A 12,619-nucleotide genomic window follows, 5' to 3' on the forward strand; every position below is an offset into this window, starting at 1 on the left:
CTGGAGTGCGCGCGGGAGTTCGGCTGCCACGGCCTCCTGGTGCTGGGCGACCCCGCCTACTATGGGCGTTTCGGCTTCTCGGCGGACGAGGCGCGGGGCGTCGTGGCCCCCTATCGGGGGCTGCCCGCCTTCCAGGCTCTCGCCCTTGAGGAGGGTGCGTTTTCAGCCCCTCTCAGCGTCGCCTATCCGGACGCCTTCGGCGCAGCCTAGTTCTCGCCGGGCCCCTTGGGGGCGGCGGCCGGGGGCTTCACCGGCGCGGAGGCCGAGGCGTCCATGCCCTTTTCCATCGCCGCCAGGCTGTCGTTGATGCGCTTGACCTCGTCCGGGGTGGGCTGCCGGCGCGGGGCGTAGAGCACCCCCATCACCCGCGTGCGCTCGCCGGTGGCGGTGGTCGGATCGATGACGTTGTAGGTGCGCACCTCCCCGGCCACGGCCAGGGTGATCTTACGCTCGGCCGGGACGCCCTGGGCCTGCGGCGCCAGGAAGCCCTGGGTCCGCGGATCGAGGCTGGCCAGAAGTTGCGGGGACAGGTCGGACTCGCGGCCCTCATAGCGGCCGCTGAAGGCCGGAGGCTCGCCCCACGGGCCGGTCCAGCGATAGAAGATGTGCTGGCCGACCTGGGTCATCTTAACCAGCGTGGGCGCCCAGTAGGGCACCACATAGGCCGCGTGATAGTGGGTCGCCGAGCCCACTTCCTTGTCCACGAAGCCGGCCAGGGCGCGCCGGGCCACGTCCTGCGATTGGCGCCAGAGGGTCGCCTGCGGCTGCCAGCGCAGCGCCCCGTCGCAGGTGAAGGTGAACTGGCAACCGGTGGGGCGCGCCGAGCCCTGGTAGACCACGCCGCAGATCGACTTCGGATAGGCCGGGTGGCGCACCCGGTTCAGCACGACCTGGGCCACCGCCTGCTGGCCCTTCACCGGCTCGCGCGCGGCCTCATAGTAGATCGCCTGGGTCATGCAGTGCAGGGCGCGTGCGCTGTCGTCGGCGTCGGCCTTCAGCACGAAGGGCCGCATGGGGCGGATCGGCAGGCCGGCGAAGGGGCGCAGGTTGTTGACCGCGACCGCGCCCTCCCCTTCCTGGGTGGAAAACCCGAGGTCCGGAACCTGGCGCAGGTCGAGGTTGGCCCAGCCCAGGGGCCGGCCCCAAAGGTCGGGGCGGCGCAAGGCCGGGTCGTGGCGGCGCGCGATGTCGCGAACGCCGGGGTCGAGGTTGGCGGTCGCGGCGATCAGGGCGGGGTCCGACAGGCCCTGGGCGGCCAGGGCGTGGGCGTCCGGCGCCTTGGCCGACGTGGAGGCGCGCTGGGCCCCCGGCTGGCAGGCGCAGAGCGCCATGCCGGCCAAGGCCGCCGCCAAGCCGGCGCGGCGCCATCTGTCGAGAGCCCTGCGGATCTTGTCTCTTCCCTGTCTCAGCCCCTCGAACCTGAACCCAGGATTTCATCCCGGGTTAGGCCGCAACTCGGCCACAGCATGAACAAGCGGCGCCGGAACGGGACGGTTCCCGCGGCGGCCCAGCGTCATATCCCCGGTTGCGCCCCGCCGCCAGGGCTCCCATTCTGACGTCGCAGGCGCAGCTTGCAGTTCGCGTGCCGGAGAGAGCTGTTCGCATGACGACGCCTGGGTGGCCGCTCCGCTTCCTTCCGCGACGCACGCCGCCCCTGTGGCAGGCCGCGCTGATCGTGGCGGTGGCCTTCGCCGGCGCGATCCTGCTCCGCGGCCTGATGCTCGGCTTCGACAGCGCGACGGGCCTTTCGGCGACCTATTTTCCGGCGTTCATCGTCGCGACCCTCTATGCGGGGCCGCGCTGGGGCTGGGGCTCGCTCGTCGCCATCATGCTGATGGGCTACTTCGGCAACACCCCGGTGGCGAGCAGCCTGTCGCGGGACATGGTCATCCTGCAGTTCGCCCTGTCCGGCGCCGCCACGGTCCTGGTGGCGCAAGCCCTGCGCGAGACCCTGCTGCAGCTCGACGAGTCCAAGGCCGCCGAAGCCAAGGTCCAGGCCGACCTGATCTCCACGGAGGCCCGTTTCCGCACCTTGGCCGACAGCGCGCCGGTGCTGATGTGGGTTTCGAGCCTGAGCGGGACGCGGGAGTTCGTGAACCGCGCCTACCTCAGCTTTCTGGGCCTCGACTACGAGACGGCCATCGCCTTCGACTGGCGCGCCCTGATCCACCCCGACGACCTGGACCGGATCGCGGCCGAGGAGGCCCGCAGCATCGCGGACGGCGGCGACTTCATCTGGGAGGCCCGCTACCGCCGCCACAACGGCGAATATCCCTGGATCCGCTCGCATTCCCAGCGCCGCTTCGGGCCGGACGGCGAACACACCGGCTATATCGGCGTCGGCTACGACATCTCCGACGCCAAGCGCGCGCAGGCCGACCTCACCCGGATCAACGACCTCCTGGCCGAGCGGGTCCAGGCCGCGCTCAGCGAGCGCGACGAGGCCGAGGCGGCCCTGCGCCGCGCCCAGAAGCTGGAGGCGGTGGGCCAGCTCACCGGCGGGGTGGCGCACGACTTCAACAACCTGCTCACCGTGATCATCGGGGCGCTCGACCTGATCCAGCGGCATCCCGACGACGCGGCGCGGCGCGACCGGATGATCGAGGCCGCGCAGGGGGCGGCCAAGCGCGGCGAGCGGCTGACCCAGCAGCTCCTGGCCTTCTCGCGCCGCCAGGCCCTGAAGCCGGAGATGGTCTGCGTCGACGAGTTGCTGACGGAGAGCGAACCCTTGCTGCGCCGCGCGGTGGGCGAGGCCGTGAGCCTCACCATCGAACCGGGGGCTCCGCACGCGGTCTGCAGCATCGACCCCAGCCAGTTCGAGGCCGCCGTGATGAACCTGGTGGTCAACGCCCGCGATGCGACCCCGCCGGGCGGCGGTATCCGGGTGGAGAGCCACGCCTGCGTCCTCGCCGGCGGCGAGGCCGAGGACGCGGCCCCCGGCGACTATCTCTGCGTCTCGGTGCACGACACCGGCGTCGGCATGGACGCCGACACGGCGAGCCGGGTGTTCGAACCCTTCTTCACCACCAAGGAGCCCGGCCGCGGCACCGGCCTGGGCCTGAGCCAGGTCTATGGCTTCGCCCGCCAGAGCGGCGGGGCGGCTGTCGTCGAGAGCGCGCCGGGCAAGGGCGCGACCTTGCGGGTCTACCTGCCCTTGGCGCAGGCCGACGCGGCGCGCGCGGCCTCCTCGCCCGAAGCGGCCGCCACCGCCCGCGGGCCGGCGCGGCGCGTGCTCTTGGTCGAGGACGACGCCAGCGTCGGCGAGATGGTCGAGGCGATGCTCTGCGACCTGGGCCATGAGGTGCTGCGCGCCGAGGCCGCCGCTCCGGCCATCGAGATTCTGCAGCGCAAGGACGGCATCGACCTGATGCTCACCGACCTGATCATGCCCGGCGGGATGAACGGGGTGGAGCTGGCCCGCGCCGCGGTCGCCCTTCGGCCGGGCCTGCCGGTGATCCTGACCTCCGGCTACACCGGCGAGACCCTGGGGGCCGCCGCCGAGGCGCCCTGGCCCCTGCTCACCAAGCCCTACCCGGCCGAAGCCCTGGCGGCGGTCATCGACGCCGTCATGGGGAAGGCTCCCGAAACCGTGTAGCAATCCGTGACTTGCGAAATCGCGCGGGGGGTCTATATCTCCCTGACCAGTTTTGCTCGAACTGAGCATAACTAGCGCCAGCGATCGTCTCGTCTGGCGTCTTTTTAGGCCGATGAAATGCTCAAATTGAGCATAAGGAGGCTCGCATGGCCGCCGACGGGTTCCAGTTCGCCTTCACGCCGGATGTCGAGGTCGAGACCGCGCCGATCTGGCGAAAGGTCCAGCGCCACGTCACGCCGATGGAATGGCAGGCCCAGGCCCCGCTGATCGCGGCCATCAACCGCCTGAAGGCCGAGAAGGACGCGGTGATCCTGGCGCACAACTACATGACGCCGGAGATCTTCCACGGGGTCGGCGACTACGTCGGCGACAGCCTGGGCCTGGCCAAGGAGGCCGCCAAGTCCAAGGCCAAGATCATCGTCCAGGCCGGCGTGCACTTCATGGCCGAGACCTCGAAGATCCTGTCCCCGGACAAGACCGTGCTGATCCCCGACCTGCGCGCCGGCTGCAGCCTGGCCGCCTCGATCACCGGCGCCGACGTTCGGCTGATCAAGCAGCGCTATCCGGGCGTGCCGGTGGTCACCTACGTCAACACCACCGCCGAGGTGAAGGCCGAGACCGACATCTGCTGCACCTCCGCCAACGCCGTGCAGGTGGTCGAGGAGGCCGCTCGGCTGTTCGGGACCGACCGGGTCATACTGATCCCCGACGAATACCTGGCCCGCAACGTGGCGCGCCAGACGGACATCAAGATCATCGCCTGGCAGGGCCGCTGCGAGGTGCACGAGCGGTTCACCGCCGCCGACATCGCCGAAGTCCGCGAGGCCTATCCCGACGCCGAGGTGCTGGCCCACCCCGAATGCCCCGCTGAGGTGATCGCGGCGTCCGACTTCGCCGGCTCGACCGCGGCGATGAACGACTATGTGCTGACCCGCAAGCCCAGGCGCGTGGTGCTGATCACCGAATGCTCCATGGCCGACAACGTCGCGGCCGACGCCCCGGACACCGAGTTCGTGCGGCCGTGCAACCTCTGCCCGCACATGAAGCGGATCAGCCTGGAAAACATCTACGAGACCCTGCTGCACGGCCGCCACGAGGTGACCGTGGCCCCCGCCATCGCCGAGCGCGCGCGCCTGGCGGTGCAGCGGATGGTCGACCTGCCGCCGCCGGCCACGCCCGCCCGCTACGACCTGGTCAAGGCGCGCCACCACGTCGACGTCGAGCTGATCTGATGCAGCGCCTCGCCCACGACGGGGTGCTGATCGTCGGCGCGGGCCTTGCGGGCCTCTCCGCCGCCCTGGCCGCCGCGCCGCGCAAGGCGCTGGTGCTGACCGACGCGCCGCTCAACCGGGGGTGCTCATCGGCCTGGGCGCAGGGGGGCATGGCCGCGGCCTTGTCCGAGGGCGACACCGCCGCACGGCACGCGCAGGACACCATCGCCGCCGGCGCGGGCCTTGTTGACCCGGCCGTGGCGCGGCTGCTGACCGAAGAGGGCCCCGCGGCGGTCCGCGCCCTGGCCGGGCTCGGCGCGCCCTTCGACCGCGCGGCCGACGGCGCCTTCGCCCAGAGCCTGGAGGCGGCCCACTCCTATCCTCGGGTCGCCAGGGTGAAGGGCGACCAGGCGGGCGCGGCGATCATGGCCGCGGTCATCGCCGCCGTCCTGGCCGCACCGCACATCGAAGTTCGCACCGGCCATCGCCTGCGCGGCCTGCTGCAGGACGCCGGCGGCCGGGTCCGCGGCGTGGTCTGCGAACAGGACGGCCGCCTCGTCGAGATCGCCGCGGCGGCCACCATCCTCGCCACCGGCGGGATCGGCGGCCTCTATGAAGTGACCACCACACCGGCCGAGCTCATGGGCGAGGGCCTGGGGCTGGCGGCGCTCGCCGGCGCGGTCATCGCCGATCCGGAGTTCGTGCAGTTCCACCCCACCGCCATCGACGTCGGCCGCGATCCCGCGCCGCTGGCGACTGAGGCTCTGCGGGGCGAAGGCGCGGTGCTGGTCGGCGCGGACGGCGCGCGGTTCATGGCCCGCTATCACCCCGACGCCGAACTCGCGCCGCGCGACGTGGTGGCCCGCGCGATCCATGCCGAGCGGCAGGCGGCACGAGGGGCCTTCCTCGACGCCCGCGAGGCGGTGGGCGCGCACTTCCCCGAGGAATTCCCCGCGGTGTTCGCCGCCTGCATGGCCGGCGGCGTCGATCCCCGCGTCCAGCCCATCCCGGTCGTGCCGGCCTGCCACTACCACATGGGCGGGATCGCCACGGACGCCGACGGCGCGACCTCGCTGCCGGGCCTCTTCGCCGCGGGCGAATGCGCCAGCACAGGGGCCCACGGCGCCAACCGCCTCGCCTCCAACTCCCTGCTGGAGGCCGCGGTGTTCGGGGCCCGCGCCGGCCGTGCGGCGGCCGCGGCGCCAGAGGCCGCACCGGCGCGGCTGGTTCGGCTGGTCGCCCCGTCCCTGCCGCCCGCAGCCCTGCAGAGCCTGCGCCGGGCGATGAGCCGGGACGCCGGGGTCATCCGCTCGGCCGACGGCCTGCTCCGCCTGCTGGACGAGATCGAGGCGCTGGCGACCCAGCATGGCCGAAGCGCCGCCCTGGTGGCCGCCCGCCTGGCGGCGGCCTCGGCCCTGGCCCGCGCCGAAAGCCGCGGCGGCCACTTCCGCAGCGACGCGACCGCCATAGACGCGGTCCCCCGGCGGACCTTCATCCGCTGGCCGGATCTGCCGCCCGCCGCCTGGAAGCACGCCGCCGAATGACCGAGCCTCTGCCGGATTTGCTGATCGCGCCCCTCGTCCAGGCGGCCTTGCAGGAAGACTTGGGGCGGGCGGGCGACGTCACCTCCCAGGCCTGCGTCCCGGCCGAAGCGCGGCTGCGGGCGGTGTTCGCCAGCCGCCAGGGTGGGGTCGTCGCGGGCCTCGCCTGCGCGCGCCTGGCCATAGCCGCGCTGGACCCGACCGCGGACTTCAAGGCCGTCGTCGAAGACGGGGCCCGCGTGGGCGCCGGCGACAAGCTCGCCTGGGTCGACGCCAACGCGCGCGCCCTGCTGGGCGCCGAGCGCGTGGGCCTGAACCTGCTCGGCCGGCTGTCCGGCGTCGCCAGCCTGACCCGGGCCTATGTGGACGCCGTCGAGGGGACTGGCGCGATCATCGTCGACACCCGCAAGACCACCCCAGGCCTGCGCGCCCTGGAGAAGTACGCGGTGCGTTGCGGCGGCGGGACGAACCACCGCTTCGGCCTGGATGACGCGATCCTGATCAAGGACAACCACATCGCCGCCTGCGGATCGGTCGGCGAGGCCGTGCGCCGCGCCAAGGCCGCGGCCGGCCACCTGATGAAGGTGGAGGTGGAAATCGACGGTCTGGACCAGCTCGAGGAGGCCCTCAAGTACGGCCCCGACGTGGTCATGCTCGACAACTTCAGCCTGGACGACCTGGCCGAGGCGGTGCGCCGCGCCGCCGGCCGCGCGGCGCTGGAGGCCTCCGGCGGGGTGACCCTGAAGACCGCGCGCGCCATCGCCGAAACCGGGGTCGACGTGATCAGCGTCGGCGCCCTCACGCACTCGGCCGCCGTGCTCGACATCGGCCTGGACGCCGCCTGACCTCAGGCCGCGGCGGATCGCGCCCTGGTTTCGGGCGTGGCCAGCACGGCGTTCAGGGCCTTGGCGAGAATCTCCGCGCTGACCGGCTTGGGCAGGTGCGCCTGGGCGCCCGCGGCGCGGCCGGCCTGCACATGTTCCGGTTCGCCGTTGGCGGACACGATGATGACCGGGACCGCCGCGCGGCCCGAGGCCCGTTCCTGGCGCCGGATCTCGCGCGTGGCGGTGAGGCCGTCCATGACCGGCATCTGGATGTCCATCAGGATCGCGGCGAAACCCTGGACCGCGGCCACGTCCACCGCCTGCTGGCCGTCTTCGACGGAGACCCATTCGACGCCGAGCTGGTCGAGGATCAACTCCAGCACCTTGCGATTGGTCGGATGATCGTCGACCACCAGGATGCGAAGGGGGGCCGCGTCCGCCGGCGCCGCGGCGGGACCGGTGTCCGCCGCCGCGCCGCCGCCGCCCTCGGCGTCCGCTGGCAGCTCGATCTCGAGGGCGAAGACCGACCCTTCCCCGGGCGCCGAACGGCAATCCAGCCGGCCGCCCAGTTCGCTCGCCAGCCTGCGCGCCAGCGCCAGGCCGAGCCCGGCCCCGCCGTGCCGCCGGGTAGAACTGTCGTCGGACTGCGAGAAGGTCTCGAACAGTTCGGCCTTGCGCGCCTGGTCGAAGCCGACGCCGGTGTCGGCCACCTCGAAGCGGTATCGCGCGCCGCCGAGCGCCTCGACGACCAGGCGGACATGGCCCCGGTCGGTGAACTTGACGGCGTTGGACAGCAGGCAGCTCAAGAGCTGCTCCAGGCGCGCGACGTCGCCGGTCACGCTGCGTTCCGCCTGAGGATCGATCAGTGTTTCGAGCCTAAGTCCCTTCAGGTCCGCCGGGGGTCGATGCTCGGCGGCCAGGTGTCGGACGGTCTCGCCCAGCCCAAAGCAGCGCCGGTCCAGCGGGCGCGTCTCGGCCGTTCCCCGCGAAAGCGTCAGCAGGTCCCCGATCAATCCGTCGAGCGTCGCCGCCGAGTCGCGGATCACGCCCAGAAGATTTCGCTGGTCAGGCGAAAGGTCCGTCCGCGCCAGCGCCTCGGCCATCCCCGCCACGCCGTTGAGCGGGGTGCGCATCTCGTGGCTCATGTTGGACAGGAACACGGTCTTGGCGCGCTCGGCGGCGTGCGCGCGTTCCAGGGCGTCGGCCAGCCGGGCCGCCGCGGCGTGCGCGGCCCGCTGTTGCTGGATCAACCGCCGCAGGGACCGGACCGCGATGACCATGGCGAAGGCCAGCGCAGCGCCGGAACCCAGAAGCAGGGTGAGCCGGCTCTTCCAGATGGCCGCCCCCCACTGTCCGTCGCGGGCGTCAACCAGGCTCAATTCTTCATGGCGCAGAACAGCGAAGTCGTCGCGGATGGCGTCTAACTGCGCCTCTCCAGCCGGTCCGTCGCGCCGGCCGTCGCCAGCCCGAGCGGCCACGATCTGCGGCTTTGCAACCGTCTCGGTCCAGGTCCTGGCCTGTTGAATTACGTCCTCGACCCGTCGGCGCATGAAGAGCGGATCGTCCGCCGCTTGAGAGATCATGCGCGGTATTCCAGCCTCGAACCGCTGGCGGGCGCGCTCGTAGATTTGCAGGTACCCGGGATGCCCGCGGAGCGCGAAGCCCGATAACCCGGATTCCTGCTCCTGCAGGGCCTCAAGCATCGCGCCGTAGTGCATGAGCTCCGAGCGAGCCTCGTCGTCAGCCGTGTCCAGCGCCTCGAGGCGGTCGATGGTCGACCAGACGATCGCGGCCTGGACGACGACCGCGAGCACCAGGGCGCCGAGGCCCGTCACTAGCTCGCGAAATGTCCCGCGGCTGGTCCTGCGCATTCATCGCCTCCGGTGTCGCGCCCGACCCTTAACCACGCCGGCTTAACGCCCCCGCCAGGATGCGTGCGGCATTCGGTCATCGGACAACTACCTAGGCGGAGACCCCCTACAGGTGCGCCTCGGCGGGGATGACGGTCTCGTCGTCCTTCTTGGACGCCTGGGCGCCCATCAGGCTTCGGTCGCGCATGGGCACGTTGGGGATCAGGAGCGTCACCAGAAAGGCCACGACCACCACATAGAGGCCCAGGGCGAAGACGTGGGTGATCGCGTCGGAGATGATCACCTTGACGAAGGTCGGCAGGGCCGGCGCGGCGCCCGCGTGTGCGCCGGCGCCCATGGCGCGCAGCTTGCCCACGTCCACGCCGGGCATGATCTTGCCCAGTCCGGAGTTGAGGTTTGCAGTCAGGAAGGCGCCGAAGATCGCCACGCCCATGGTGGAGCCGATCTGGCGGAAGAACTGGCTGGACGAGGTCACCACGCCCAGCTTGTCGAGCGGCATGGCGTTCTGGATGGCCAGGCCGAACAGGCTCTGGCCCGGCCCCAGGCCGATCCCCAGCACCAGCATCCGCCAGGCCAGATCGGGCCGGGAGGTGTCAGCGTGCATGCGGCTGAGCAGCCAGATGCCGGCGAAGGTCACGACCAGGCCGCCGATCATCAGGGCCCGGTACTTGCCGGTCTTGCTGACCAGTTGTCCGCAAAGGATCGAGGAGCCGAAGATGCCGACCATCAGCGGAAGCTGCGCAAGGCCGCTGGTGGTGGCCGCCACGCCCTGCCCCAGTTGCTGGAAGAGCGGCAGGAACGCCACCGTGCTCATGAACGCCATGGAGACCAGGAAGCCCGCCAGGTTGGCGGTGGAGAACACCCGGTTCTTGAACAGCTCCAACGGCAGGATCGGGTCCGAGGCGAACCGCTCGTTGACGATGTAGAGCAGCAGGCCCGCCGCCGAACCGCCGAACAGGCCCAGCACGGTGGGCGAGCCCCAGGGATACTGGTGGCCGCCGAAGGTCAGCGCCAGCAGCAGTGGAACCACGGTGGCGATGATCAGGGCCGCGCCGATGAAGTCGATCTTGCCCTTCGCCTGGTGGGACATCTTCGGCATCTTCACGATGATCATGAAGAGCGACAGGATCGACAGCGGCAGGTTGATGTAGAAGACCCACCGCCAGCCGGCCACCACATGCCCGGCAAGGGTGACCGTGCCGTGGTCGGTGAAATAGCCGCCGATCAGCGGGCCGATGGTGCTGGCAAGCCCGAACACCGCCCCGAACATGCCGCCGATCTTGCCCCGCTCCCGCGGCGGATAGAGGTCGCCGATGATCGCGAAGGCCGTGGTGAACAACGCCCCGCCGCCGATCCCCTGGAGGGCGCGGAAAACGATCAGCTGCACCATGCCGCCGCCGATCAGCGGCAACGACCCGAACTCTCCGGACAGCCCCGAGAGCCACGAACCCGCCAGGAAGAACAGGATCCCGGCCAGCAGCACAGGCTTCCTTCCGAACAGGTCGCCCAGCTTGCCCCAGATCGGCACCATCACCGTGGACGACAGCAGGTAGGCCGTGGTCACCCAACTGTAGAGCGCCAGGCCGTTCAGCTCGGAGATGATCCGCGGCATGGCCGTGGCCACGATCGTCTGGTCGAGCGCCGACAGCAGGAAGACGATGGCGACGCCCCAGAGCGTGACCCGCTTCTCGACCTCAGTGAATTCTGTCGTGCTCACGGTCTCGCGCCCCCCAACGCCGGTTCCCCGGATTCATAACCCAGGTATGCCACCGGGCGCGACAACCGCGGCGCCATAGAACCCGGCCGCGCCGCGCGGCGCGGCTATTTCGGCTGGTGGCCGACGGCCCAGACGTAGGCGCTCACCGCCGCCAGGTCGTCAGGCGAGAGCTGCGCCCCGCCCATCGGCGGCATCGGGCTGCGGTATTGCTTGGGCGCGGGAACGCCCTTCGAGATCAGGTCGGTGATCTGCGCCAGACTGCCGTCGGTCCAGAGCGGACTGCCGGTGGTCAAGGGCGGGCCGATCGATCCGCCGGCAGCGTCCTTGCCGTGACACGCGCCGCAACTGCCGCCCTGGAAGAGCGCCATGCCCTTGGCGACCTGCTCGGCGGTCGCGCCCGGCGGCACAGGCAGGGCGCCGGGGCCGGCGGCCGGCGCCGCGGGCTGGGCGTAGGTGGGCGCCGGCGCGCCGGTGGCCGGGGCGCTCACCGGGCCCTGGTAGGTCACCCGCCAGATGCGGCCCTTCACGTCGTCGGAGATGTAGAGGGCGCCGTCGGGTCCGACCGCCAGGCCGCTGGGCCGGAAGACCGCCTTGCCCGAGGCCTTGTTCGGCCCGGCGAAGCCGTCGGCGAAGACCACGTAGTTCCCCGAGGCCTTGCCGTCCTTCAGGGGCTGGAAGACCACGTTGAAGCCGTCCTGCGCCGCAGGCGCTCGGTTCCACGAGCCGTGGAAGGCGATGAAAGCGCCGCCTTGATAGGCCGCGGGGAAGGCCTTGCCGCCGTAGATCTGCAGGTCATTGGGCGCCCAGTGCGCCGGGAAGGCCGCAACCGGCGGGATCTTGCTCGCGCAGACGCCGACCGCCTTGCCGCCGTCGCCTGCGTATTCCGGCGCCAGCACCAGCTTCCTCTGGAAGTTGTCGTAGTAGCAGAAGGGCCAGCCGTAATCGCCGCCCTGCCGGACCATCATCAGCTCTTCGGACGGAAGCTCGGTGGCCATCTTGGCGTCGGGGTAGAGCTTGGGCCAGTTCTGCAGGAGCTGGTCGCGGCCGTGCTGGGTCGCGAACAGGCGCCCTGCGCCGTCGAACGCCAGGCCCATGCCGTTGCGGATGCCGGTGGCGTAGCGCTCGGCCGGCGAGAAGGCCTGGCCCAGCTTGTCGGCGGAATAGAGCCAAGTCCCGCCGCGGGTGATCAGCTCGTCACAGGGCTGGGCGCCCGGCACGCCGGCCACGCGGTTGCGCGGCTGGCAGGCGTTGGTCGCCGTGCCCATGTCGACGAACATCTGGCCCTTGGCGTTGATGGCGAAGGGATGCATCGGGTGGTCGCCGCCCAGCGGCATGCCCGAAACCACCACCTCGGGCTTGTCCGCGGGAACCGCGGAGCCGGCCGCCAGCGGATAGCGGACGATCTTGTCGTTCATCTCGGCGTAGACGAAGCCCTTGTAGAGCCCGATGCCGGTGCCGCCCTTGGAGCCTTCGGCCGGCGTCTGGCCGAAATGGGTGATCCTGTCAGCCTTGCCTTCATGGCGCGTGTCCTGCAGCGCGATCAGGAAGCCGTCAGGCGCCGGCGTGCTGCGCGGGAAGTAGGACGAGCCGTTCCAGGTGTTGGCGTAAAGCGTCCCGTCGGCGGCCACGGCGATGTGGCGCACATTCCCCAGGTTGTCGGCGAAGACGGTGGCGCAGAAGCCGGGCGGAAGCGTGATGCCCGCATCGCCGCCAGGGCAGGCCGGCCCGCCCGACGCCGGAGTCCTGGGCTGGGCCTGGACGGCGAGCGCGCCCGCCCCGGCCGCCGCCACGGCGGCGGCGAGCCCCAGGGCCGCCGGCCACAAAGCCCGCTTCCGATCGCCCGCCCGCTGGGTCATTCCG

General features: G+C 71.3%; 8 protein-coding genes and 1 pseudogene. 5 read left to right on the forward strand and 4 right to left on the reverse strand.

Annotated features, from left to right (window positions below):
• A pseudogene (locus VNW53_RS13685) lies at positions 1-210 on the forward strand (hypothetical protein); the annotation flags it as partial.
• On the opposite strand, the gene VNW53_RS13690 reads toward VNW53_RS13685, so the two are convergent.
• A complete protein-coding gene (locus VNW53_RS13690; RefSeq protein ID WP_325556244.1) occupies positions 207-1,352 on the reverse strand; it encodes a cell wall hydrolase in 1,146 nt (381 codons plus the stop codon). The pseudogene VNW53_RS13685 and the gene VNW53_RS13690 overlap by 4 nt on opposite strands.
• A 251-nt stretch (positions 1,353-1,603) precedes the next feature.
• Here VNW53_RS13690 and VNW53_RS13695 point away from each other — a divergent pair, with 251 nt between their 5' ends.
• From VNW53_RS13695 to nadC, 4 genes are all read left to right on the forward strand, one after another.
• Positions 1,604-3,595, forward strand: a complete 1,992-nt coding sequence (locus tag VNW53_RS13695) for an ATP-binding protein (protein ID WP_325556245.1) — start codon at positions 1,604-1,606, stop codon at positions 3,593-3,595.
• A 146-nt stretch (positions 3,596-3,741) separates the two neighbouring features.
• Positions 3,742-4,827 (forward strand): quinolinate synthase NadA, encoded by a 1,086-nt coding sequence (gene nadA / locus VNW53_RS13700; protein WP_325556246.1) that lies wholly within the window; start codon positions 3,742-3,744, stop codon positions 4,825-4,827.
• Positions 4,827-6,350, forward strand: coding sequence for an L-aspartate oxidase (locus VNW53_RS13705; RefSeq protein WP_325556248.1), 1,524 nt, complete (start codon positions 4,827-4,829; stop codon positions 6,348-6,350). The genes nadA and VNW53_RS13705 overlap by 1 nt, the downstream gene beginning before the upstream one ends.
• Positions 6,347-7,192, forward strand: a complete 846-nt coding sequence (gene nadC / locus VNW53_RS13710; protein ID WP_325556250.1) for a carboxylating nicotinate-nucleotide diphosphorylase — start codon at positions 6,347-6,349, stop codon at positions 7,190-7,192. The genes VNW53_RS13705 and nadC overlap by 4 nt, the downstream gene beginning before the upstream one ends.
• Positions 7,193-7,194: 2 nt before the next feature.
• Here the strand turns inward: nadC and VNW53_RS13715 are convergent, their stop codons facing one another.
• The 3 genes from VNW53_RS13715 to VNW53_RS13725 all read right to left on the reverse strand — a co-directional run bounded on the left by VNW53_RS13715 (position 7,195) and on the right by VNW53_RS13725 (position 12,615).
• Positions 7,195-9,042, reverse strand: a complete 1,848-nt coding sequence (locus VNW53_RS13715; protein ID WP_325556252.1) for a response regulator — start codon at positions 9,040-9,042, stop codon at positions 7,195-7,197.
• A 106-nt stretch (positions 9,043-9,148) separates the two neighbouring features.
• Positions 9,149-10,759, reverse strand: coding sequence for an MDR family MFS transporter (locus VNW53_RS13720; protein WP_325556254.1), 1,611 nt, complete (start codon positions 10,757-10,759; stop codon positions 9,149-9,151).
• 104 nt (positions 10,760-10,863) lie between these two features.
• Positions 10,864-12,615 (reverse strand): c-type cytochrome, encoded by a 1,752-nt coding sequence (locus tag VNW53_RS13725; RefSeq protein ID WP_325556255.1) that lies wholly within the window; start codon positions 12,613-12,615, stop codon positions 10,864-10,866.
• Positions 12,616-12,619: the final 4 nt, after the last annotated feature.

Origin of the sequence: Phenylobacterium sp. (genome assembly GCF_035569475.1) — a bacterium.
Taxonomy (GTDB): Bacteria; Pseudomonadota; Alphaproteobacteria; order Caulobacterales; family Caulobacteraceae; genus Phenylobacterium.

Bases quoted from the DNA above. Each gene is read 5' to 3' on its own strand.
- VNW53_RS13725 (WP_325556255.1), bottom strand. From the start codon at position 12,615: ATGACCCAGCGGGCGGGCGATCGGAAGCGGGCTTTGTGGCCGGCGGCC.
- VNW53_RS13715 (WP_325556252.1), bottom strand. From the start codon at position 9,042: ATGCGCAGGACCAGCCGCGGGACATTTCGCGAGCTAGTGACGGGCCTC.
- VNW53_RS13705 (WP_325556248.1), top strand. From the start codon at position 4,827: ATGCAGCGCCTCGCCCACGACGGGGTGCTGATCGTCGGCGCGGGCCTT.
- nadA (WP_325556246.1), top strand. From the start codon at position 3,742: ATGGCCGCCGACGGGTTCCAGTTCGCCTTCACGCCGGATGTCGAGGTC.
- VNW53_RS13695 (WP_325556245.1), top strand. From the start codon at position 1,604: ATGACGACGCCTGGGTGGCCGCTCCGCTTCCTTCCGCGACGCACGCCG.
- nadC (WP_325556250.1), top strand. From the start codon at position 6,347: ATGACCGAGCCTCTGCCGGATTTGCTGATCGCGCCCCTCGTCCAGGCG.